The following is a 23,448-nucleotide window of genomic DNA, read 5'->3' as shown; positions in this document are numbered from 1 at the left end:
GCGTCAGCGCCCCTCGCGATCGGGCCGGTGGTGGACGTACTCGATGACGCTGCCGTCGGGATGGCGGACATTGAACGCCCGGCCGGTGGGAACGTCGCGAATCGGCCAAAGGATCTCCGCGCCCTCGGCCAGGAACCTGGCGTAGTACGGCTCGGCGTCATCGACCAAAAGCGTTCCCGTCGTCTGCCGGAACGGGGCGAGGTCTTCGTTGGAGCCTTCGATGATCAGGAACGAGCCGACCATCGCGAGGTAGAGGCCGACTTGCGGAAACGGGAAGAAGGCATCGTGCGCGAGCCCCTGCAGCCGCTCGTAGTATGCGATCGTGGCCGGGAGGGATCCCGGCGAAACGAACACGCGTATCAAGGTCCGGGTCGGCCTGCCCCGCGTGTCGTTCACACGGCGATACATCGGGCTGCGGTAGAGATTCCCGGTCATGGCCGCACCTTTCGCTGTCGAGGATCGGCGATGGTCTCGCATCGCGCCCCGGAGCGTCGCCCGGTCGCCGCGCGAGCGACCGGGCGACGCGACGCCTCAGCGCCGCGGCAGGGTGTGCAGCGCCTTGAGGAACACGTCGACGTCCTCGCGGGTGTTGTAGAAGGCGAGCGAGGCCCGGATCGACTGGTCGACGCCGAAGCGGCGCAATGCCGGCAGGGCGCAATGGTGGCCCGAGCGCACCGCGATGCCGTGCCGGTCGAGATGGTGGGCGACCGTCTCGTTCTCGTACCCGTCGATCACGAACGACATCACGCTCGCCTTCTCCCGCGCCGTTCCGATCAGGCGCAGGCCCTTCACCTCGGACAACCCCTCCTGGGCATAGTCCAGCAGGTCGTGCTCGTAGGCGGCGATGCCCGGAAGGCCGACGCCTTCCAGGTAGTCGAGGGCGGCCCCGAGCCCCACGGCGCCGGCGATGTCCGGGGTGCCGGCCTCGAATTTTTCCGGCGCGCCCTTGTAGACGGTCCGCGTGAAGGTGACGTCCTCGATCATGTGGCCGCCGCCCTGCCACGGCGGCATCGCTTCCAGCAGGTGGCTCTTGCCGTAGAGCGCGCCGATGCCGGTCGGCCCGAACACCTTGTGGCCGGAGAAGACCAGGAAATCGGCGTCGAGCGCCTGCACGTCGATGGGGATGTGCGGAGTCGATTGCGCGGCATCGACCAGCACCGGCACGCCGTAGGCATGGGCGAGCGCGATGATCTCAGCGATCGGGTTCACCGTGCCGAGCGCGTTGGCGACGTGGGTCACCGAGACGATCTTCGTGCGGCCCGAGAGAAGGGCGGCGTATTGCTCGAAGATGATCTCGCCGCGGTCGTTGACCGGGATCACCCGGATCGTCGCCCCGGTGGCTTGCGCCAGCAACTGCCAGGGCACGATGTTGGCGTGGTGCTCGATCGTCGAGACGATGATCTCGTCGCCCGGGCCGATATGGGCCCGGCCATACGAGTTGGCGACGAGGTTGATGCCCTCGGTGGTGCCGCGCAGGAAGACGATGTCGTCCTTGCTCGGCGCGTTGAGGAAGCGGCGGGTTTTTTCGCGGCCGCCCTCGAACAGGTCGGTGGCGCGGGCCGCCAGCGTGTGGGCGGCCCGGTGGATGTTCGAGTTGTGGCGGCCGTAGAACTCGGATGTCGCGTCGATGACGCTCTGCGGCTTGTGGGTGGTGGCGGCGTTGTCGAGCCAGACCAGCCGGTGGCCGTTGACGCTCTGGTGCAGGGCCGGAAAATCCCGGCGCACGCGCTCGACGTCGAAGGGCGCCGCAACCGGGCTCGAACCGAGGGCGAGCGCCCGCGGGGCCGGGCCGTCGTGCCGCGACGGCTCGACCCGCGGCCGGGCCGCTGGCTTGCCGCCGCGCGCCGGGGCTGGGTTCAGGAAGTAATAATCGGACTCCGCCGAGGGGGTGGACGGCACCACGGTCCCGCCGGCCCGCACCGGATCCGCCGAAAACAGCGCCGGCGCCACCGCCTGCGCGAAGGCGGTGGCGCGCGGATGGTCGGCGGCGATCTGCCGGTAGAGGTCGGTGCCGCCGGGCAGGCCGGCGGCGACCTCGGCGAGGCTCGGCACCGCGTATTCCGGCAGGCTTTTGGGGCGCAGCGGGTCGCTCAGCGGATGCACCGGCGCGATGGCGCCGAGATCGAGGACGTTCGCGCTGGCAGGGCCTGAATTGGCGCCGAGCGGCTTGGCGACTGACGGACCGCTCACGCCCGGCAGGCCGACCGGCGGCGCCCCGAAGGAGCGGGCGCCGAGGGCCGAGAGGCCGGGCTCGATGCCCGACGGGGTGGCCCCGGCCGAAGCCGGAGCGGAGGGGAACGCGTCGAGCGCCTGCGGGACCTGAGGTCCCGCCGGCAAAGCCGGCGCGACGGGGGCGCTGGCGGCCTGACCCTGCCCGTAGATCTCGCGGGCGAGGCGCCCGACGAGATCCGCATGGGCGAGCTCGGCCGGCGTCCCGGAGGGGAAGCCGACCTCAGGCGTAGTCATGGTAGTTGCCGAGCAGCACGTTATCGAGACGGGCGATCGCGTCCTCGACCAGCACCGCGGCCGAGAAGTAGCGGGTCACGAGGTGCGAGGCGATCGAGTGGTCGTTGGTGCCCATGTAGCGCACCGACAGGCCGGGCTCGATCTCGCCGGTCACGCCCGACTTGTGCAGGCCGACCACGCCCTGCTCGCCCTCGCCGACGCGGAGCAGCAGGATCGACGTGGTCTGGGCCCCGGTCACCGGGTCGATGTCGATCGGCAGCTTGTCGCTGGGGACGAGCGGCACGCCGCGCCAGGTGATGAACGGCGCGCCGAACAGGTGGACCACCACCGGCGGCACGCCGCGCCGGGTCGCCTCCCGGCCGAAGGCCGCGATGGCGCGGGGATGGGCGACGAAGAAGGCGGGCTTCTTCCACACCAGGGTCAGCAGCTCGTCGAGGTCGTCCGGGGTCGGCGGGCCGCCGCGGGTCGGGATGCGCTGGCGCGGCGCCACCTCGTGGAGCAGGCCGAACTGCGAGTTGTTCAGCAGTTCCCACTCCTCGCGCTCCTTCACGGCATCGACCGTGAGGCGGATCTGCTCGCGCAGCTGATCGATCTCGTTGGAGTAGAGGTCGGTGACGCGGGTATGGGTGTTGAGGATCGTCTGGATCGTCGAGAGGTGGTACTCGCGCGGATCGATCTCGTAATCGACGAAGGTGGTCGGCAGGCGCGGTTCGCCGGCATGGACCGCCAGCAATTCGATACCCTGCTCGCCGTGGGAATTGGTGTGGCCCTTCAGCCGGTCGCGCTCCTCGCGGTGCTGGGCGATGCGCGAGGCGATCGCCTCGTCCTCGATCGCCGCGCGGTCGAGGGTGAGCAGGGTCACCGCCGAGAGCGCCTTGACGGCCGGGGCGGGGCCGGGCTCGCCGACGAGGTCGCCGTCGCCGAAATGGTCGCCGCGGGTGGCGAGCCCCTGGCGCAGGCGGCCCTTGTAGGGGCCCGACAGGGTCAGCTCGACGGTGCCGTCGGCGACCACGACGAGGCTGCGCCCGGTCGAGCCCTCCTCGGCGATGACCTCGCCGGCCTGGTGGCGGCTCTGCGTGAACTTGCCCGCCAAAGCCGCCAGTTCGGCGTCCCCGAGACGGCTGAACAGCGGCACGGCGCGCAGGGATCCGGCCTTGACCGAACGGGTGTCGCCCTCGGTCGCGAGGTCGATGCGGCCGGCCTTCGCCAGCACGACGGCGCGGCGGTTGACCCGGTAGACGCCGCCGGCGACGTCGACGAAGGGCAGGAGCCGCAGCAGGAAGCGCGGCGTGTTGGCCGCATTCTGGACCGAGGTGACGGTCGCGGTGGCAAGGTTGCGTGCGGCTGAGGCGCTGACGCTCAAACCCGGTCCGCTCATCGTGTTTCGTCTCCGTGTTGCCGTAGGACCTGATCGCGGCCCGGCATTGCGCACAGAGAGACGCCGGCAATCATCGCCACCCTCACAGGACGGCAAGTCGTAGCAAGACATCGTCGGTCGACGGTCTTGCCCGGCGCAGCATCTCTACATCAGCGAGCGCGGCGGTCACTGAGGAGTGCCAAACCGTTCTGCCGTCTCGCTGACGTAGCGATACCGGTTGTCGGGCGCGGGGGTCAATAGAATATTTTTCTGTTTATCTATGTACAAATGTATTCAGATTTTCCTATCGTAATCTAAAAAATAAAAATAATCTCCTTTTTGCAAAGGATGGAGAATCTAATTCTAGACGATCGTGGTCTTGCCGCGCCCGCGCGACGAACCGTCTCCGGAACAGACTTCTCGACGCCGGTCAGATCCCGTCGCCGAAGAACTGATCCATGGTCAGGGCCGGCTCCTCGTTGCGTGGGATGCGCGAGACCACCCGGGCCGGCACGCCCGCCACGGTGGTGTGGGGCGGAACCTCGTGGAGCACCACCGCCGCGGCCGCGACCTTGGCGCCTTCCCCGACCCGGATATTGCCGAGCACCTTGGCGCCGACGCTGAGCAGCACCCCGCGTTCGATCTTGGGGTGCCGGTCGCCGCTCTCCTTGCCATTGCCGCCGAGCGTCACCGCTTGCAGGATCGACACGTCGTCGGCGATCACCGTGGTCTCGCCGATGACGACCCCGGTGGCGTGGTCGATGAACACGCCCGAGCCGATCCGGGCCGCCGGGTGGATGTCGCAGCCGAACACCTCCGAGATCCGGCTCTGGACGTGGAGGGCCAGCGTCATCCGGCCCTGGTGCCACAGCCAGTGCGCCACCCTGTAGCCTTCGAGGGCGGCCAGCCCCTTGTAGAACAGGAACGGGTCGAGATAGCGCCGGCAGGTCGGGTCGCGCTCGCGGATCGCGATCAGGTCGCGCACCGCGTGGGCGCCGGCCTGCGGGTCGGCTTCGAAGGCGGCGAGGCACAGGTCGCGCATCGCCAGCCGGGCGAGGTCGCCGTCCCCGAGCCGGTGGGCGAGGCGGTAGGCCAGCGCCTGGGCGAGACCCCGCTGGTCGAGGATCGTCGCCTGGATGATCCCGGCATAGAGCGGCTCCTCGATCAGGGCCGCCTCCGCCTCGGCGCGCAGCTCGGCCCAGAGGTCGGCCTCCGTCGTGCTGTGGCTCGTCACCCGCAAGGGAGTGGGACGGAACGCGGAGGCGCTCGCCCGCAGGGCGGGCGGCAGGACCGAATCCATGTCGAGGGGAACCTCCGTGACAGACGATTACTGCACGCGCCGGAAGAGGTCCGGCAGGTAGCGCCGAAGGGTCTCGTGGCCGTCGAACGCGACGTCGATGGTCGGCGTGCGGCCGTTCTGGCCGTGGATGCCGACGACCCGCCCCTTGGCGTTGCGCCAGATCCCCAACGCATCCGCGAGGTCGAGCCGGTCGAACACCACCTCGTCGCCCCGGGCCATCGTCGCTGAAGCCATGGCGTGATCCTCCGATGGGTCTTGCAAAGAGGCCTGCCGTGCGCCGCGGGCCACCGGGTGGGAAGAACCTCCCTCGTTTCCGGCCAGGCCGGAGAAGGCCATGATCGCGAACGGCGCAGACAAGAGCATTTGCTTCGCTAAGCTGTTGATTTCAATTGATATTCTACGAAAATACCGTGGGCCGCAAGCCTTGTTCAGCTGTTTTCCCTCCGCGACGGCAGGCGTGCTGCCGCCGGAGGTCCGGCAGCGCCGTCGTCCCGACCCCGGATCCCCTGATGAGCAGTTTCGCCTCCGCCTTCGCCGGCGGGCTCCAGATCGGCCTCTCGGCCGCCCTGTTCCTCCTCCTCGACGGCCGCATCGCCGGGATCAGCGGTCTCGTCGCCGGTCTCGCCCGGCCGGCCGGTGAGGGGCCTGCTGGAGAAGCCTGGCGCACCGGATGCGCCTTCCTCGCCGGCCTCGTCCTCGGCCCGCCGGTCTTCGCGCTGCTCGCTGGTGGCTGGCCGGTGATGTGGATCGAGGCGAGCCTGCCGGTGCTGGCGTTCGCGGGGCTGCTCGTCGGCTTCGGTACGCGGCTCGGCTCGGGCTGCACCTCCGGCCACGGGGTCTGCGGCCTCGCCCGCCTGTCGCCGCGCTCGGCCGTGGCGGTCGCGGTGTTCCTGGGAAGCGGGATGCTGACGGTCGCCCTCGGGCGGGTGCTGGCGTGATGCCGATGTTGCGCCTCGCCGCCGCCCTTCTGTCCGGCCTGCTGTCCGGGATCGGGCTCGCCTTGTCCGGCCTGCTCGATCCCGCCCGGGTGCGGGGCTTCCTCGACGTGACCGGCGCCTGGGATCCGACCCTCGCCTTCGTGCTCGCCGGGGCCGTCACGGCCTCGAGCCTCGGCACCGCGCTGGCGCGGCGCCTGCGCGGGCCGTTCCTGGCAGACGCGTTCGACTGGCCGACCCGGACCCGGATCGACCGGCCCCTCGTCCTCGGCGCCGCCCTGTTCGGCATCGGCTGGGGCCTGTCGGGCTTCTGTCCCGGGCCGGCGGTGGCGGCGCTCTCCACCGGGTTAAGGCCGGTCATCGTGTTCGTCGCCGCGATGCTCGTCGGGATGGCGGCGCACGGCGCCCTGCGCCGCGGGCTGCCGTCCCGGTAGCCCCTTACGGCGCGAGCCAGGTTTCCGAGAAGTCGCCAGCGGCGAGATCGATGCCGTTGAACAGGCGCCGCACCCGGGCGTTCTGCACCGCGACGGTCGGGATCGTGACCAGAGCCACGGCCGGCAGGTCGGCACCGACGATGACCTGGATTTGCCGGAAGATCTCGCGCCGGCGCGTCTCGTCGACCTCCGTCGCCGCCTGGCGGAAGAGGTCGTCGACCGCCGGATTGTTGTAATGGGCTGCGTTCAGGTAGGGCAGGGGGCGCTTGATCCCGTCCGACCAGTAGAGCCGCTGCACGCCGACGGTCGGATCGAACAGGCGGCTGATGCCGTTGAGGTTGAAGTCGAAATCGCGCTCGGTATAGACGCGGCGGATGAAGGTGGCGAGGTCGCCGTCAACGATCTCGACCTTGACGCCGACGCGCGAGAATGCGCCGCGCAGGTACTCGGCGGTCTTCCTGAAGGTCGGCCCGGGCAGGAAGGTGAGCCGGAGCGCGAAGCGCGTGCCGTCCGGCCCGCGCGGCAATCCGGCCTCGTCGAGCAGGCGGTTCGCCCGGGCGAGATCGAAGGGATAGGCGAACGGCGCCTCGTCGTTATAGGCCTTGAGCGCCGCCGGGATCGTCGAGCCGGCGGCCTCGGCGTGGCCGTAGAAGATCGTGCCGGTGATGATCCGGCGGTCGATGGAAGCGGCGAGGGCGTGGCGGACCTCCCGGCGTGCCAGGACCGGCCGGTCGAGGTTGAATTCCAGCACCTGCGCGTTGTTGAGGTAGTCGTCGGAGGCCGTCGTCACCGTAAGACGCGGGTTCGCCCGCAGCCGCTCCAGCTCCGGCAGCGCCACGCTGTAGCTGACATCGGCCTCGCCGGCCTCCAGCGCCGTCGAGACCGCCATCGTGTCGGCGACGAAGCGGACAACGATCCGGTCGAGGAAGGGCCGGCCGGGCTGCCAGTAATCCGGGTTGCGGCGAAGGACGACGTGGCTGCCCCGCGCCCACTCGACGAAGATGTAGGGCCCGGTCCCGATCGGGGCGCTGCCGTTCGGGCTGTCACCGTAGGCCTCGCCCGGATAGGCGTGGGCCGGCACGATCGGCGACTCGGCCGCGGTGAGCGCCTTGAGGAGATACGGGGTCGGCTTCGACAGGATGAGAATCGCCGTCAGCGGGTCCGGGGTCTCGACCTCGACGAGGTTCGCGAAGGTGATGCGTCCGCGCGGACCGATCTTCTTCAGGGCCAGGAGCGAAAAGCGCACGTCGGCGGCGGTGAACGGCTTGCCGTCGTGCCACCGGACGTTCGGGCGTAAGGAGAAGCGGTAGCGCAGGCCGTCCTCGCTGATGCTCCAGGCGGTCGCCAGCAGCGGCTGCGGAGCGAAGTTCGCGTCGAAGCGGAGCAGGCCCTCGGTGACCTTCGTGCTGAGGTTGCGGGTGCGGGTGTTCGAGTCGGTGAGCGGCACGAGGGTGGTCGGCTCGCCGACCTCGACGAGCGTCAGCGTGCCGCCCCGCCGCGGCTCCGCCTCTTCTGCGCGGGGAAGACGGGCGCCGAGCGGCAGGAGCAGCGTCGAGGACAGGAGGGCGAGGGCTTGGCGGCGATCGGGCATGGGTGGCCTGGAGCTTGAGGAGAGCGGGAGGCCGTGCGCTCGGCCGGTGCGGGGCTGGCCGTGGCGGCCCCGGCGCATCGGGCTCGGGCGCGGCCCGGGATCGGCATGCTCGGCTTCGGTGCGGCCTGAAGTCAACGAGAATGTTCTTTTTGAAGAACACGCCAGCGGGAGACGGACTCCCTCTCCCGATCATCGACGCGGCGTATTTCTTTCAATTTCTGCCCCCGGATGACTTTCTTGACCGTGTGATCTTGTCCCGTGACCCGCTTTCCGCGACAAGCTCCACTCCATGGCCCACGGCCAATTGTTCTTTATGAAGAACGAAACGCCCGCGTTGCGCAGGCTCGGAAGGTCGGCCGCGGCGCTCTTCGGACATCTTCCACCGGACGGAACCATGCTCGCCTTTGCCAGACGCACCCTGCTCGCTGCCGCGGCTCTCTCGCTCCTCTCCGGCGCCGCTCTCGCCGCGCCGTTGCGGATCGTCGCCTCCCCGGTGCCGCATGCCGAAATCCTGCGCTTCGTGAAGGAGAAGCTCGCCCCCGATCTCGACATCAAGATCATCGAGATCTCCGGCGACATCCGGCCGAACTCCCTGATCCTCAACGGCGACGCCGACGCGAACTTCTTCCAGCACGCGCCCTATCTGCGCACCGAGGAGGCCCAGCTCGGCACGACCTTCGCGGTGACCGCCGCCACCCATATCGAGCCGCTCGGGATCTACTCGCGCAAGGTGAAGAGCCTCGCCGACGTGCCGGCCGGCGCCACCGTGGCCCTGCCCAACAACGTGACGAATCTCAGCCGCGCCCTGAACCTGCTGCAGGCAAACGGCCTGATCACCCTGAAAGCCGGCCTCAAGGACGGCCAGCTCGCGACGTCGTCGGACATCGCCGACAACCCGAAGCGGATCGCCCTCGTGCAGGTCGCCCCGGCCCAGTTGCCGCGCTCCATCGACGACGTGACGCTCGCGGTCATCAACGGCAACTACGCGCTCGAGGCCGGCCTGACCCCGGCGAAGGACGCGCTGGCGCTCGAGAAGGCCGAGAACAACCCCTATGCCAACATCTTCGTCACCACGCAGGCCCTGGCGAAGGACCCGCGGGTGCAGCGCCTCTCGGTGCTCCTCGCCTCGCCCGAGGTCGCGACATTCATCCGCGCGAAGTACCGCGGCTCCGTCGTGCCGGTTCACGGCGGCTGAACGGCTCCGCCCTCCGCGCCGCGAGAGGACCCACGCTGATCCATCGACGACCGCGCGGCCGGCCTGGCAGGGCGGGGGCTGGACCGGGCACAGCCAAGCCGAGGAGGGATCCCCGGCCCTTTGCTCGGGGTACCTCGTTCGCGACGGCCGGGGCGGCAGCACGCCTCCCGCCAAGATGGCCGGCGTCGGGCGCGAGAGCCGTTCAGGCAGCGCCGGCCGGACATTTCTTCTCGCCCGTCCCACCTTGAGCGAAGAGATCTCTCCGCAATCTTGTTCTTTAAAAAGAACAATCTTGTTGACCGCGCAACTGTTTGCACAGATCTTTCAGGCGCAAATCAGACCTCGGCCGTTTGAAGTGACGAACGCTTCGGACCGCCCGGATGATCGGGAGCACGGACATGTCGAGGCGTCGTTTTCTCATCGGGGCCGCCCTCTCGCTGAGCCTCTTCGCGCTCGCGGGCCCCACCGCGGCGCAGACGCCCCGGCGCGGCGGCACGCTCACCGCCATCGTCCAGCCCGAGCCGGTGACGCTGACCTCGGCGATCAACACCGCGGCGCCGACCGGCTTCATCAGCGGCAACGTCTTCGACGGCCTCGTCGACTACGACCTCGACCTCAAGCCGCGGCCGGCGCTCGCCGAGAGCTGGGAGGTCGCGCCGGACGCACTCTCGATCACGTTCCATCTGCGCCGCGGCGTGAAGTGGCACGACGGCCAGCCCTTCACGGCAGCCGATGTGAAGTGGACGCTCGAGAACGTCTGGAAGACGATCCACCCGCGCAACCAGGCCACCTTCGGGCGCGTGCGGGCGGTCGAGACCCCGGACGACCACACGGTGATCCTGCGCCTGTCCGAGCCGTCCCTCGCCATCCTGAGCTCGCTGAACTCCAACGGGGCACAGGTGCTGCCCAAGCACCTCTACGAGGGCACCGACGTGCTCTCGAATCCTTACAACAACAAGCCGGTCGGCACCGGCGCCTTCGTGTTCAAGGAGTAGAGCCGCGGCAACCACATCGTGCTCACGCGCAATCCCGATTACTGGGACAAGGACAAGCCGTACCTCGATCGTATCGTGTTCCGGGTGATTCCGGACGCAGCCGCCCGCGCCGCCGCCCTGGAGAAGGGCGAGGTTCAGTATGCCGCCTTCAGCCCTGTGCCGCTGAAGGATGCCGAGCGGCTCCGCAAGCTGCCGACCCTCGCCCTCGAGACCCGCGGCTACGAGTGGCTCTCGCCCTGGCTGTTCTTCGACCTCAACGTCGACGAGCCCCACCTCAAGGACGTGCGGGTGCGCCGCGCCATCGCGCACGCCATCGACCGGCGGGCGATCGCCAACATCGTCTGGTACGGCTTCGGCAAGCCGGCGATCAGCCCGGTCCCCTCGACGCTCGCCACCTTCCACGACGACAGCGTGCCGCAATACCCGTTCGACGTGAAGCGCGCCGAGGCGCTGCTCGACGAGGCCGGGTTCAAGCGTGGGCCGGACGGCATCCGCTTCTCGCTCACCCACGACTTCATCCCCTACGGCGACGACTTCAAGCGGACGGGCGAGTACCTGAAGCAGGCGTTGAAGCGCGTCGGCATCGACGTGACCATCCGCAGCCAGGACACCGCGGCCTTCACGAGGCGCGTCTACGGCGACCGCGACTTCGACATCGCGAGCGCGTGGTTCGCCGCCTTCTCCGACCCGCAGGTCGGGGTGACGCGCGCCTACTGGTCGGGCTGGATCGGCAAGAACACGCCCTGGACCAACGGCTCGGGCTACCGCAACCCGGAGATCGACGGGCTGATCGCCAAGGCCCAGGGCGAGCCGGACCCGGCCGCTCGGGTCGCGATCTTCAAGCAGTTCCAGCAGATCGTGCAGCGCGACCTGCCGTCGATCCCGCTGATCGAGCTGCGCTTCTTCTCGCTCCACGCGGCCAACCTGAAGGATGTGGTCACCCGCGGCGACCAGATCTACGGCTCGTTGAAGAACGCCTGGTTCGACACGGAAACCAGCGCCCGCGGCACCGACCCCAAGAGCAACTAGGCCGATGGCGCGCGCGACGACGGGGCGACGGTTCTGGGCGCGACGGCTCGCCCAGATGGCGCTGGTGGTCCTCGGCATCGGGACCGTGAACTTCTTCCTCCTGCACCTCGCGCCGGGCGATGCGGCGCAGGTGCTCGCGGGCGAATCCGGCTCGGCGACCCCTGAATACCTCGCCGCCCTGCGCCATCAGTTCGGCCTCGACCAGCCGCTGCCGGTGCAGTTCGGCCATTACCTCCTGCGGCTCGGCACTTTCGATCTCGGTTTCTCGCACCGCCAGGGCCTGCCGGTGGCGGTGCTGATCCTCGACCGGCTGCCCGCGACCCTGCTTTTGATGGTGGCCAGCATCGGGCTCGCGGTCCTGGTCGGGGGAGCGCTGGGCTTCCTCGCGGCGCGCCGCGCCGGCGGTGTCGCGGACGCGCTGATCTCGAGCGTCGCCCTGCTGTTCTACGCCACGCCGGTCTTCTGGGTCGGCCTGATGCTGACCGTGGTGTTCGCGGTCCGGCTCGACTGGTTCCCGGTCGGCGGCATGCGGAGCGTCGAGGCGAGCCCGTCCGCGCTCGCCACCCTCCTCGACGTCGCCCACCACCTCGTCCTGCCGGCGACGACGCTGGGCCTGTTCTACATGGCGACCTATACCCGCCTGATGCGGGCGAGCGTCCTCGACGTGCAGGACCGCGACTTCGTCCGCACGGCGCGCGCCAAGGGCCTGCGCTCGGGCCGCATCGCGCGCCGCCACGTCCTGCGCAACGCGACGCTGCCCGTCGTCACCACAATCGGCGTCCAGGTCGGCTCGATCCTCGGCGGCGCAGTCCTCGTCGAGACCGTTTTTTCCTGGCCCGGGCTCGGCCGGCTGGCCTTCGAGGCGCTGTTTCAGCGCGACCTCAACCTCCTGCTCGGGATCCTCTTCTTGTCCTCGATCCTCGTCAGCTTGGCCAACCTCGCGGTCGACCTCGCCTATGCGAGGCTCGATCCGCGCATCGGGCTCCAGGGATGAGCGGTTCGTTCAGTTCCGCGCGGGTCCCGCTCGGCTTGCGGATCCTGCGGCGCCCGTCGGGAGCAGTCGGATCGGTTGTCCTCGCCCTCGTCGGCCTCGCAGCCTTATCTGCCGAGATCGTCCGCCCCGGCGATCCCCTCGACATGGTGGCGGCGCCGTTCCTGTGGCCCGGCACCGAATCGAGCTATCCCCTCGGCACCGACATGCTCGGGCGCGACCTCGCGGCGGGCCTCCTCTACGGCGCCCGCGTCTCGCTCCTGATCGGGGTCGTCGCGACGGCGATCACGCTCGGCATCGGCGTCGGCGCCGGGGCGCTGGCGGGCTTCTATCGCGGCCGGCTCGACCAGGCCTTGATGCGCACGACCGAACTGTTCCAGACCATCCCGCCGTTCCTGTTCGCCCTTGCGATCGTCGCGGTGCTCCAGCCCTCGCTCACGACGATCACCTTCGCCATCGGGGTGACCGCCTGGCCGAGCCTCGCGCGGATCGTGCGGGCCGAGGTGCTGGCCTTGCGCGACGGCGAGATGGTGCAGGCCGCGATCGCGCTCGGCGCCGGCGACGCGCGCATCCTCCTCCTTCACATCCTGCCGAACGTGCTCGGCCCGGTCCTCGTCTCCGCCTCGATCCTCGTCGCGACCGCGATCCTCACCGAATCGAGCCTCGCCTTCCTGGGCCTCGGCGACCCCAACGTGGTGAGCTGGGGCGGCATGGTCGGGGCGGGCCGCGAGGTCTTGCGCACCGACTGGTACGTCGCGGCGCTCCCGGGCCTCGCCATCGTGGCGGTGGTGCTCGGCCTCAACCTTCTCGGCGATGCCCTTGCCGACGCCCTCGACCCTCGCCGGACCCGCCGCTGATGGATCCCGTCCTCGACGTCGACGGCCTGTCCGTCTCCTTCCCGGGCCCGAGGGGCACGCGCCTGCCCGCGGTGGAGGATCTCGGCTTCGCGGTGCGGCCCGGCGAGACGCTGGCCATCGTCGGTGAATCCGGCTGCGGCAAGTCCGCGACGGCGCTCGCGCTCCTCGGGCTGCTGCCGGCCAACGCCGCCGCGACCGCCCGCCGGCTGCGCATCGCCGGCACCGAGCTGTCGAGCGCCGATCCGCGGTCATCGCCGGAGATCTGGCGGCGCCAGCGGGGCGGCCGCATCGCGATGATCTTCCAGGAGCCCCTGACCGCGCTCAACCCGGTGCTCACGATCGGCGAGCAGGTCGCCGAGGCGGTGCGGGCGCACGAGCTGGTCTCCTGGCGAACCGCCCGCGGACGGGCCCTCGATCTCCTGCGCCGCGTGCGGCTGCCGTCGCCCGAGCGGTGCCTCGAGGCCTATCCGCACCAGCTCTCGGGCGGCATGCGCCAGCGGGTGGTGATCGCGATGGCGCTCGCCTGCCGGCCGGCAGTCCTGGTGGCCGACGAGCCGACCACGGCCCTCGACGTCACCGTCCAGGCGCGGGTGCTCGACCTGATCGGCGAGATCCAGCGCGAGACCCGCGCGGCGCTCGTCCTGATCACCCACGACCTCGGCGTCGTCGCCGACCGCGCCGACCGGGTGCTGGTGATGTATGCCGGCCGCGCCGTCGAGACGCGTCACGCCCGGGACCTCTTCGCCGCCCCGGCCCACCCCTACACACGCGCGCTCCTCGCGGCGCGCCCGCGTCCGGGCTGGACCGGGCCGCGCCCCCGCCTCGCCGAGATTCCGGGCCGGGTCCCGGGTCTCGCCGAGCGCGGCGCGGCGGGCTGCCGCTTCGCGCCCCGCTGCGCGAGCGTCCTGCCCGATTGCCATACCCTGCGCCCGGGCCCGAGGCCGGTGGCCGGCGGCGAAGCCGCTTGCCACCGCGTGGCCGAGACGACCGAGCCGGAGGAGCCCGCCCGTGCCGCCTGCGCCTGACCCGACGCTCTGCGACACCATTCTGGAGGTGCACGACCTCAGCGTCGACTACGCGTCGCCGCACGGGCGGATGCGGGCCGTCGACCGCGTCTCGCTGTCGATCCGCCGCGGCGAGACGCTCGGCCTCGTCGGCGAATCGGGCTGCGGGAAATCGACCCTCGGGCGGGCGATCCTGCGCCTCGTCGAGCTCTCCGCCGGCACGATCCGTCTCGCCGGGACCGACGTGACCGGGCTCTCGCGCGCCGCCCTGCGGCCGCTGCGCCGGAGCGCCCAGATGGTGTTCCAGGATCCCCTGGCGTCGCTCGATCCACGCTGGACGGTCGGTCGGCTCGTCGCCGAGCCTCTGGTCATCCATGGGCTCGGCAGCCGGCCCGAGCGGCAGGCCCGGGTGCGGGACCTCCTCGACCGGGTCGGCCTGCCGGCCGAGGCCGTCGGGCGCTTCCCGCACGAGATGTCGGGCGGCCAGCGCCAGCGGGTCGGCATCGCCCGGGCGCTGGCGCTGGCGCCGCAACTCCTCATCCTCGACGAGGCGGTCTCGGCCCTCGACGTCTCGGTCCAGGCACAGGTGCTCAACGTGCTGGCCGACCTCCAGGCGGAGCTGGGCCTCGCCTACCTGTTCATCAGCCACGATCTCGCGGTGGTCGACCACGTCGCCGATCGGGTCGCCGTGATGCTCGGCGGACGCCTGGTCGAGACCGGGCCGCGGGCGCGGCTCGCCGGGAACCCGCTCCATCCCTACACGCAGGAGCTCCTCGGCGCGGTGCCCGGCCATCGCGATCATTCGCGCGGCCGGCAGGAGGCGCGCGAGGCGGGCGACGACGAGGTGAGACCGGGCGGGGAGGGGGGATGCCCATTCGTGCCCCGCTGCACCCTGGCGACCGGGCAATGCCGCGCCGAGGCTCCGCCTTTGCGCGCCGCCGGCAGCGGGAGCCTCGCGTGCCACCACGTCGCTCTCGCGGCGTGATCCGGGGCGCACCGCGGCCATGCTGACGATGCGGCCGCGTCTGGGGAAAGCGAATACCCGGAACGACGGCGCCTCGAAAATATCACCTCCGTATTCCGCCCTATGGAGCAATATAAATCTATCGACTTGCGCCTTTTTCGATTTTATTATGGCTATAAAGCGAGCCTGCGCCAGTCTTGTTCGAGAAGAGGAATGACTGCGATGAGCCTGTGGTCGCGCCAGACTTTCGGACAGGTCGACACATCTTCAGGCAGAAGCGTCGGCGGGCTCAAGCCCGGCGATGCTGCCCGGCAACCCGCCGCCGGCGACCGGAGCAGCGCCCGGCGGGGAGACGGGGCGACCGACGACGACCGGCAGCGGTCGCAACGGCTGGCAGCCGCCAAGCAGTTCGACCTCGACGGCCAGATCGGCTGAGCCCGTCCCGACCCTCTCCCTCGACGGAAATTGAGGACCACCTGCGCGGCCCACCCTTCCGGTGAAGCAGGCTTGGTCCGGCGCCGGCGCCCGGTCTCCCGGAAGATCCGTGGTGCGAGGCGTCCGGGCCGGATGACGGCTGCCATGACCCCTCACTCTTGGAAGACCAGGACGACATGACGCTCACCAGACGCTCCTTCGCCACTGGAACGGCTGCGACCCTCGCGGCGCTCGCGACGGGGAGCCCGGCCCGGGCCGACCGCGTCCTGCGCGTCGGCTACCAGAAATACGGCACGATGCTGCTGCTCAAGGCCCGCGGCAGCCTGGACACGGCGCTCAAGCCCCTCGGCTTCCGGGCCGAGTGGCGGGAATTCCCGGGCGGGCCACAGCTCCTGGAGGCACTGAACGCCAAGGCCGTCGACATCGGCGTCGTCGGCGAGACGCCGCCGATCTTCGCCCAAGGCGCCGGCGCGCCCCTGGTCTACCTCGCCCACGAGCCGCCCGCCCCGAAGAGCGAGGCGATCGTCGTGCGCAAGGACAGCCCGATCCGTTCCGTCGCCGACCTGAAGGGGAAGAAGGTCGCGCTCAACAAGGGCTCGAACGTCCATTACCTGCTCGTGCGCGCCCTGGAGGAGGCCGGTCTCGCCTATACGGACATCCAGCCCGTCTTCCTCGCTCCCGCCGACGGACGCGCGGCGTTCGACGGCGGATCGGTCGATGCCTGGGTGATCTGGGACCCGTTCCTGGCCGCCGTCGAGGTGTCGAGCGGCGCCCGCATCCTTCAGGACGCGACGGGGCTCGCGGCCAACCATCAGTTCTACGTCGGCGAGCGCTCCTTCACCGAGTCGCAGCCGCAGGCCATCGACGCGGTGCTGGCAGCCATTGCCGTCGTCGACCGCGAGACCAACGGGGTCCAAGATCAACAGGCCAGTGCGGCGGCGGCGCGCGAGCTGAGCCCGGCGGTCGGCATGCCGGTGCCGATCCTCGCCAAGGCGCTCGCCCGCCAGAGCTGGGGCGTCGCCCCGCTCGGCCCCGAGGTGATCGCCGGGCAGCAGCACATCGCCGACACGTTCCTGCGCCTCGGCCTGCTGCCGCGGCCGATCCAAGTGGCGGACGCCGTCCGGCAGGCGCGTTCCTGAGGCGAAGCGCCGTCCACGCCTTTCCTCAGGCGTGGCGGTGCCATGAGGCCGGGTGGGTCGTCTCGACCCGGTCGCGCCCGAACAGCTTTCGCCGCAGCGGGCCGTCGCGATAGGCTGTCTGATAGCGCCCGCGCCGCTGCAGTTCGGGGACGACGAACTCGACGATGTCGGCGAAGGTCTCGTGCGCGACCACGTAGGCGAGATTGAACCCGTCGATGCCGGTCGCTGCCACGAAGGCCTCGAGCGCGTCGCACACCGTGGCGGGCGAGCCGCAGAAGACTGGGCCGATCCCGCCGATCCCGACATGCTCGGCCACCTCTCGCACCGTCCAGACCCGGCCCGGATCGGCCCGCGTGACGTTGTCCATCGCCGAGCGCCCGGCATCGTTCTCGACGTGCCGGACCTCGGCGTCGAGGTCGAGCGTCGAGAAGTCGACCCCGGTCCAGCCCGACATCAGGGCGAGCGCCCCCTCGTGGCTGACATAAGCGCGGTACTCGGCGAGCTTGGCCTGCGCCTTGGCGTCCGTCTCGGCGACGACGATGGTGGCGAGCGCGTAGATCAGGATGTCGTCCTCCCGCCGGCCTTCTTCGAGCGCCGCCTGCCGGAGCGCGGCGACACGCGGGGCGATCACCTGGGGCGAAGGACCCGACACGAACACGCATTCGGCGTGGCGGGCCGCGAAGCCGCGCCCCTTCGGCGAGGTGCCGGCCTGGTAGATCACCGGGGTGCGCTGCGGCGAGGGCTCGCCGAGATGTACTCCTTCGACCCGGAAATGCGGGCCCTCGTGGCGGATCGCCCGGACCCGGGCCGGATCGGCGAACACGCCCGCCGCCCGGTCGCGCCTGACCGCATCGTCGTCCCAGCTGCCCTCCCACAGCTTGTAGGCAACGGCCATGTACTCCTCGGCGAGGTCGTAGCGGTCGTCGTGGGCGCGCTGGCGGTCGAGGCCCATCGCCCGGGCGGCGGAATCGAGGTAGCCCGTGACGACGTTCCATCCGATGCGGCCCGCCGTCAGGTGGTCGAGCGTCGTGAAGCGGCGGGCGAGAAGGTAGGGCGCCTCATAGGACAGGTTCACGGTGACGCCGAAGCCGAGATGCTCCGTCACCGCCGCCATCGCCGGCACGACGAGGAGCGGATCGTTCACCGGTACCTGTGTGGCGTGCCGCAGGGCGGCGGCGGGCGAGCCGCCATAGACGTCGTAGAGGCCGACCACATCGGCGAGGAACACGCCGTCGAAGCAGCCCCGCTCGAGCAGCCGGGCGAGGTCGGTCCAGTAGGAGAGGGTATTGTAGTCGGCAGAGCGGTCGCGAGGGTGCCGCCACAGCCCGGGTGACTGATGTCCGACGCAGTTCATCTCGAAGGCGTTGAAGCGGATCATGGCTCGACTGGCGCGGCGGGAGTGCGGGGAGATCGCTCGACGGTATCACGTCGGCTTCATCGGGCTGGCGCGGGATCGCGCCAAAGCGGGGGCGACCGCCGTCGAGCGTAGGATGCATCATCCATACTGAGCCAGCCCGCGAGATCGGGCCATTCCAAATCCGCAGGTTGGAGTAAAAAATCGTTCTTATCACTTCGCCCTGAGGAGAAATAAATTCTATCGTAGACGTTCTCCGGGTTCCAGGGCTCTCTCGCCATCGAGAGAAGCCAAGGAGGCTGACGATATATTCTGAGAAGCAAAGGATTTTCGCCCGCGCCCCCTTGGATGTCGGGACCGGCCATGATCTACAGGCGCCGACACCACAATGACGAGGCGTAAGCTCTTTCGCGCCCCGGCACTGCCGCCCGAGGATTCGATCCGATGTCGTCCACCCGTCGAACCGTGCTCGCGGGCCTCGCCGCCTCGGCCGCCTTGAGCCGCCCCGCTCGTGCCGCCACGCCGCTGCGCATCGGGTACCAGCGCTCCTCGACGCTGGTCGCGCTGCTGCGCCAGGACGGGAGCCTGGAACAGGCCCTGTCGGCGCAGGGCGTCGGCCTGTCCTGGCACGAGTTCACCAGCGGCCTTCCGATCATGGAAGCGCTGAACGCCGGCTCGATCGACGTCTCGGCCGACGTCGCCGACACGGTGCCGGTCTTCGCGCAGGCGGCCGGCGCGCGCATCACCTATTTCGCCCAGGAGGCGGCCTCGCCCGAGGCGCAAGGAATCCTGGTGCCGAAGGACTCAGGCCTCCGCTCCGTGGCCGACCTCAAGGGCAAGCGGATCGCGGTCACCAAGGGTGCGGGCAACCACTTCCTGGTCCTCGCCGCCCTCAGGGAGGCTGGCCTGTCCTTCCGCAGCATCATGCCGGCCTATTTGAGCCCGGCCGATGGGCGCGCCGCGCTGGAGAGCGGGGGCGTCGAGGCCTGGGCCGCCTGGGACCCGTTCCTGACGGCGGCGCAGAAGCAGGCCGGCGCGCGGGTCCTGCGCGACGGAGCCGGGCTGTCGCTCTACAAGCGCTATTACCTCGCTGCCGACACTTACGTCGCGGCGAACGGGCCGGTGCTCGGCCTCCTGTTCGGCAAGCTGGCGCAGACCGGGGCCTGGGTGAAGGCGAACCCGGCCGAGGCCGCCTCACGGCTTGCCACGCTCTGGAAGCTCGATCCCGAGATCGTTCTGGCGGCGAATGCCCATCGCAGCTATCGGGTCGAACCCGTCATCCGGGACAGCCTATCCGAGCAGCAGACGATCGCCGATGCGTTCCGCGCCGAGGGATTGTTGCCGCGCGCCGTTGACACCGCCACCCTCGGGATCTGGGCGCCCCCTGTTCGCTGACCGGTCCGAAGTCTCTGGGGCGGATCGAGAAACCGTTCCTGCATCGGACGGTGCTTCAGAGAGACGGTGTGCCCAGCAATCCGTGATGGTGCCCGGGTCTTCTCTGTTGCGCGCGTAGGGCCTGTCATAGCCGATGCCAATCCGGACCCGAGCGGATAGCCTGAGAAAATGATGACGTTTCAGGTCAGTATAAGGTCTTTCTCAACTCAGAGCGCAATCATCTGGAACTTGAAGGCTTGTTTCTCCACATGGGATCAAGTCGCTCGCTCCGTGCGAGATCGGCGAACTTCGCCCCGCGCCACGGCAGATATTTGCCCGGGCGCCTGACGTGCCACGGAGCCGGCCAGAGGAGCCCGGGGGCGGGCGGCTAAGGACATCCTCCATGGACGCCCGGGGGCCCAGGCACGCGACAGGGCGCCCGAACGCGACCAGCCCCGGCAGCTTGGCGCGTGCCGCCGCGGGCGCAGCCACCACACTGGCGATGCGCTGTTCGTGCCGACCATGCCCATGCTCGCTGCACGTCAGATGCGGCAAGGCGTCGGACGCCCGGGTGAAGCCGGCCTCGGCGCTGGCATACAGCGACGGCTGGTTCGTCTTGAGCCCGAGCACGTAGTGGGCGCCCGCCTCGCGTATGACCGTGGCCGTGTCGGGCCGACAATGGAGCGCGTCGGCCGTGATGGTGCAACCCTTCGGGCACAAGGTTTCGAGCAGGGTGCGAGCCGCCGCGGCCTCACCGCCGGCCCCGGCCCGGGTCTGAGCCAGCGAGAGGCGCGTGAGGCCATCGAACACGCTGACCATCAGGGGCGGCATGTGGCGCTGGCCCGCCTCGTAGGCGCGCCGCAGCGCCTTCCCGTCCACGGCCAGCACCGCGCCGCTGCGCAGAGATTGTCCCATGGCGGACAGGCAGGCTGCGAGGGCCTGCTTCAACTCGCGCGGGTCGAGCAAGCGTAGGACCCGCGAGATGGTGTCGTGGCCCGGCGTGCCGTGGCGCATGATCAGGACTTCGCGAAACTCCTCCTCATGTCCCGCCGCGAAGTCGGCGATGTCGACACAGGTTTTTTCGCCACACAGCAGGCCGCAGAGCACCAGGAACAACATCTCGCCCTAGTCGTAGCGCGCCATAAAATCGCGCGGATCACGAACCTCGCGAAAGATTGTTAGGATCTGCTCGACCATGATCGGACCCTCCTAGTGGAACGGTCCGATCAAACCCGTGCGAGCACATCATCGCAATGCACGATCTACTCGTATGCAATCGCCCTGCGGTCCGGTCGGGGACGGCCCGGGTTAGAGGCTATGCCAGTAGGTCATAATGCCAAGCTTCCCCCGCAGGAGATGAAGCGCGGCAGTGCGTCCAAGTGAGATAGGTTCTTAGTGCGGGCCGAGCACCCGGCCGACCTGGCGAGGGCACTCGGCCGGGACCGGCCAGCTCAAGCCCCGAGGCGCGCCTGCTCCTGAGCCACCGCCTCATCGAATCTTGGATGTGCAGACAGGCTGCCCTCGGCGTCCCCCGGGAACAGAGGTGCGGCCCGCCGTCGGCACCGTCGAGAGGAGCCATTCCATCACAGGTCGGCTCCCTGTAGGCAAAGGGCGCGCTCCTGCTGGCGGCGACGGGTCAGGCCCGGCATCACGACCCCGGCCGCCCTGTTCCACCTCAGCGTCGCGTCACAAGCGGCGTGGGGGTTGCCAGCGTTCCACTCGCGGGCCGCCGAGCTCTTGCAGAAGGCGCCGGATGCCCGGGCCCGTGTTCAATGTGTGTCGGGGCTACGTGCTCACGAGTGCCCCGGCGCCGTGCAACGGACGACCTCGTACGCTACGCCGCAAGATCCAGGGCGAGTTGGCCAGCGTAGGGGGCTGCCTTCCGCGGCCGCCGCGGCGGGGCGGGCACGGGCACGTACTGGATCGTCGGAAGCGGAGCCGGTGCCGGCAGGATCACCGCGGACCCGTCGTCCCAGGGATCAATGCCGACGGCCTCGGCGACTGAGCAGGCGAAACGCATGCTAAAGCGCCAGTCATCATCGTCCAAGAGTTGCTCGAAGACCTTCCTACGGATGGAAGGATAGACCGCGTGGAGCTCCTTTCACTCCCACCGGCGGGCCGGGATTGCATCCCGGACGCAGGCCAGGATGCAATCCTTCTTCTCGACGTAGGAGCGCGGGAGCACGGCACAGGCGTGCTCGGACGCATCAACTTCATGACTGGCAAGCCCCCAGGCCCACGACCGATTCGTGCCGATGCGTGACCCGGGACGAGAGTCCATGCCACCCACGATGGGGAAGCCGGGCGACCCTATCATCGGCCCGAGTCAATCCACCACCATCCACGCAAAGTGAGCAAGAACCACCGATCCGGGGCAATCCCAGACATACCGGCGATCGCCCAGGCCTTGAGCCTATACTAGCTCCCAGCCAGTCCCCAGTTGAGCTCCGACGTTGCCCCCGCCCACGATCTGCGCTCCGTTCATCTGCCACTGCGCTAGTTGCGAGCCATTCTGCAGCACGATGTCCGACCGTCCATCTCCCGTCATATCCGCCACCCCGGCATACGCCCAGTCGGTCCCCATGTTTGCGATGACTGGGCCAGGCTGGATCTGTCCGCCCTTCATGAACCACTGTGCCAGGCTCTGACCGTTCTGCAGCAAAATGTCGGCCTGCTGATCGCCGTCGAAGTCGCCTGTCCCGACCACGCTCCAGCCTTCAGCCATCGTGCCGAGCGTCCCTCCGGCGATCATATCGAGCCCGTCGAGGTACCATGGGGCGACGGTCTGACCGTTCTGCAGCAGCAGGTCCGACTTGCCGTCGCCGTTGAGGTCAGCCACGCCTGCCAGCTGCCAGCCGTCGCCCATCGTGCCGATGATCCCATTGGCGCCGACCGTCGATCCGTCGAGCTGCCACACCGCCAGGGTCTGGCCGTTCTGTAGGATCAGGTCGGCCTTGCCGTCGCCGTTCACGTCGCCGGTGCCGGCGATCTGCCAGCCGTTGTCCAGGGTGCCGACGATGCCCTCGGCACCGATGCTGCTGCCGTGCATTGTACGGACAGCGAGGGTCTGGCCGTTCTGCAGGATCACGTCGTCGCGCCGGTCGCCGTTGGTGTCGGCGAGTCCCACCACCGTCCAGTCGGCGGAGAGGTTCGGGAGATCGGTGGCCGCGCGGACGTCGATGCCGTCCATGAGCCAGAGGCCGAGGCGGTCCTGGTTCTGGAAGATGAAGTCGCTCCGGCCGTCGCCGTCGAGGTCGCCCATCAGACGGCGGGTCTGGAGGTCCTGGTCGGCGAAACGCAGGGTCTCGGTCGAGGCGATGGTGTCGGTGCCCTCCTGGCCGGCGAGGGCGCGCACGGTGGTGAGGGTGCCGGTCTGGGTGACGACGTAGTTCGAGCGGCTCAACGCGAAGGCGGCGATGTCGTGCCCACTGCCGCCCTGGATGAGATCGCTGCCGTCGCCGCCGAGCAGCCCGTCGTCGCCGGCATCACCGGTCAGCGTGTCGAAACCGGCGCCGCCCACGAGGATGTCCCTGCCGTCGCCGCCGCGGACAAGGTCACTGCCCCCGCCGCCGCCGATCACGTCGTTGCCGGCATCGCCGAATAAGATTAACGGGGAGGCGTCGCTGGTGTACCAGATGAAATCGTCGCCGTCGCCGCCGTGGACAAGGTCCGCCCCCTCGCCGAGGCTGCCCCGGATCGTGTCGTTGCCGCCGCCGCCGTAGATTGTATCGTTACCCTTGCCGCCCCGGATCGAGTCGGCTCCGTCGCTCAGGCCCGGCGCCCAGCCGTCGTCCCCGTAGATGAGGTCGGCGCCCTGTCCTCCGGTCAGCGTGTCGTTGCCGCCGTTACCGGAGATCGTCACGGCATCGAGATCGTTGCCATACCAGACGGTGTCGTTGCCCACGCCCCCCAGAACCGTATCGTTCCCGGTATGAATCGGCGACGCGCCGCCATCCGTGATGAGATCGTCACCCACACCGCCATCGACTAGATCGTTCCCGATGCCGCCTAGTGCACTGACTCATTCG

At 69.6% G+C, this 23,448-nt stretch carries 19 protein-coding genes and 2 pseudogenes; 11 read left to right on the top strand and 10 right to left on the bottom strand.

Annotated features, from left to right (window positions below):
* Positions 1-3: 3 nt before the first annotated feature.
* From QR78_RS15760 to QR78_RS15740, 5 genes are all read right to left on the bottom strand, one after another.
* Entirely contained in the window at positions 4-435 is a 432-nt protein-coding gene (locus tag QR78_RS15760) for a VOC family protein (RefSeq protein ID WP_048428491.1), read from the bottom strand.
* Positions 436-531: 96 nt separating this feature from the next.
* A complete protein-coding gene (locus tag QR78_RS15755; protein WP_048428490.1) occupies positions 532-2,466 on the bottom strand; it encodes a family 2A encapsulin nanocompartment cargo protein cysteine desulfurase in 1,935 nt (644 codons plus the stop codon).
* Entirely contained in the window at positions 2,453-3,844 is a 1,392-nt protein-coding gene (locus tag QR78_RS36505; protein ID WP_048428489.1) for a family 2B encapsulin nanocompartment shell protein, read from the bottom strand. The genes QR78_RS15755 and QR78_RS36505 overlap by 14 nt, the downstream gene beginning before the upstream one ends.
* Before the next feature lie 409 nt (positions 3,845-4,253).
* Positions 4,254-5,123 carry a serine O-acetyltransferase gene (cysE, locus tag QR78_RS15745; protein ID WP_048428488.1) on the bottom strand — a complete coding sequence of 290 codons (870 nt, stop codon included), beginning with the start codon at positions 5,121-5,123 and terminating at the stop codon, positions 4,254-4,256.
* A 27-nt stretch (positions 5,124-5,150) separates the two neighbouring features.
* Positions 5,151-5,357 carry a hypothetical protein gene (locus QR78_RS15740; RefSeq protein WP_048428487.1) on the bottom strand — a complete coding sequence of 69 codons (207 nt, stop codon included), beginning with the start codon at positions 5,355-5,357 and terminating at the stop codon, positions 5,151-5,153.
* A gap of 275 nt (positions 5,358-5,632) precedes the next feature.
* Here QR78_RS15740 and QR78_RS15735 point away from each other — a divergent pair, with 275 nt between their 5' ends.
* On the top strand, positions 5,633-6,061 hold the full coding sequence (locus QR78_RS15735; protein ID WP_048428486.1) for a YeeE/YedE family protein: 429 nt from the start codon (positions 5,633-5,635) through the stop codon (positions 6,059-6,061).
* Positions 6,061-6,492, top strand: coding sequence for a YeeE/YedE family protein (locus QR78_RS15730; protein ID WP_048428485.1), 432 nt, complete (start codon positions 6,061-6,063; stop codon positions 6,490-6,492). Before QR78_RS15735 ends, QR78_RS15730 begins: the two co-directional genes overlap by 1 nt.
* Positions 6,493-6,496: 4 nt before the next feature.
* Here QR78_RS15730 and QR78_RS15725 read toward each other — a convergent pair whose 3' ends face one another.
* Entirely contained in the window at positions 6,497-8,083 is a 1,587-nt protein-coding gene (locus QR78_RS15725; RefSeq protein WP_048428484.1) for an ABC transporter substrate-binding protein, read from the bottom strand.
* Between the two features lie 394 nt (positions 8,084-8,477).
* On the opposite strand from QR78_RS15725, the gene QR78_RS15720 reads away from it, so the two are divergent.
* From QR78_RS15720 to QR78_RS15685, 8 genes and pseudogenes are all read left to right on the top strand, one after another.
* Positions 8,478-9,278, top strand: a complete 801-nt coding sequence (locus tag QR78_RS15720; protein WP_048428483.1) for a MetQ/NlpA family ABC transporter substrate-binding protein — start codon at positions 8,478-8,480, stop codon at positions 9,276-9,278.
* Positions 9,279-9,658: 380 nt separating this feature from the next.
* Positions 9,659-11,302, top strand: a pseudogene (locus QR78_RS15715) (ABC transporter substrate-binding protein).
* Positions 11,303-11,306: 4 nt separating this feature from the next.
* Positions 11,307-12,296, top strand: a complete 990-nt coding sequence (locus QR78_RS15710; RefSeq protein WP_048428482.1) for an ABC transporter permease — start codon at positions 11,307-11,309, stop codon at positions 12,294-12,296.
* A complete protein-coding gene (locus QR78_RS15705) occupies positions 12,293-13,150 on the top strand; it encodes an ABC transporter permease (protein WP_048428481.1) in 858 nt (285 codons plus the stop codon). Before QR78_RS15710 ends, QR78_RS15705 begins: the two co-directional genes overlap by 4 nt.
* On the top strand, positions 13,150-14,175 hold the full coding sequence (locus tag QR78_RS35645) for an ABC transporter ATP-binding protein (RefSeq protein ID WP_082171685.1): 1,026 nt from the start codon (positions 13,150-13,152) through the stop codon (positions 14,173-14,175). The genes QR78_RS15705 and QR78_RS35645 overlap by 1 nt, the downstream gene beginning before the upstream one ends.
* A gap of 70 nt (positions 14,176-14,245) precedes the next feature.
* Entirely contained in the window at positions 14,246-15,139 is an 894-nt protein-coding gene (locus QR78_RS15695) for an ABC transporter ATP-binding protein (RefSeq protein ID WP_053220947.1), read from the top strand.
* A 192-nt stretch (positions 15,140-15,331) separates the two neighbouring features.
* Positions 15,332-15,553: a hypothetical protein gene (locus tag QR78_RS15690; RefSeq protein ID WP_048428480.1), complete on the top strand. Its 222-nt coding sequence runs from the start codon at positions 15,332-15,334 to the stop codon at positions 15,551-15,553.
* A gap of 176 nt (positions 15,554-15,729) precedes the next feature.
* Entirely contained in the window at positions 15,730-16,692 is a 963-nt protein-coding gene (locus QR78_RS15685; protein ID WP_048428523.1) for a sulfonate ABC transporter substrate-binding protein, read from the top strand.
* Positions 16,693-16,717: 25 nt separating this feature from the next.
* On the opposite strand, the gene QR78_RS15680 is transcribed toward QR78_RS15685, so the two are convergent.
* A complete protein-coding gene (locus QR78_RS15680; RefSeq protein WP_048428479.1) occupies positions 16,718-18,070 on the bottom strand; it encodes an LLM class flavin-dependent oxidoreductase in 1,353 nt (450 codons plus the stop codon).
* Positions 18,071-18,490: 420 nt separating this feature from the next.
* On the opposite strand from QR78_RS15680, the gene QR78_RS15675 reads away from it, so the two are divergent.
* A complete protein-coding gene (locus QR78_RS15675; RefSeq protein WP_048428478.1) occupies positions 18,491-19,441 on the top strand; it encodes an aliphatic sulfonate ABC transporter substrate-binding protein in 951 nt (316 codons plus the stop codon).
* Positions 19,442-19,642: 201 nt separating this feature from the next.
* On the opposite strand, the gene QR78_RS15670 is transcribed toward QR78_RS15675, so the two are convergent.
* The 3 genes and pseudogenes from QR78_RS15670 to QR78_RS31995 form a co-directional block, all read right to left on the bottom strand.
* Entirely contained in the window at positions 19,643-20,539 is an 897-nt protein-coding gene (locus QR78_RS15670) for an ISAs1 family transposase (RefSeq protein WP_053220944.1), read from the bottom strand.
* A 464-nt stretch (positions 20,540-21,003) separates the two neighbouring features.
* Positions 21,004-21,159: pseudogene (locus tag QR78_RS36595) on the bottom strand (lysozyme); the annotation flags it as partial.
* A gap of 674 nt (positions 21,160-21,833) precedes the next feature.
* Positions 21,834-23,396, bottom strand: coding sequence for an FG-GAP-like repeat-containing protein (locus QR78_RS31995; RefSeq protein ID WP_082171686.1), 1,563 nt, complete (start codon positions 23,394-23,396; stop codon positions 21,834-21,836).
* Between the last annotated feature and the right edge of the window lie 52 nt (positions 23,397-23,448).

The sequence above is a fragment of the Methylobacterium indicum genome, assembly GCF_001043895.1.
GTDB classification, from domain to species: domain Bacteria; phylum Pseudomonadota; class Alphaproteobacteria; order Rhizobiales; family Beijerinckiaceae; genus Methylobacterium; species Methylobacterium indicum.
This window is presented reverse-complemented; position numbering and strand designations above follow the sequence as displayed.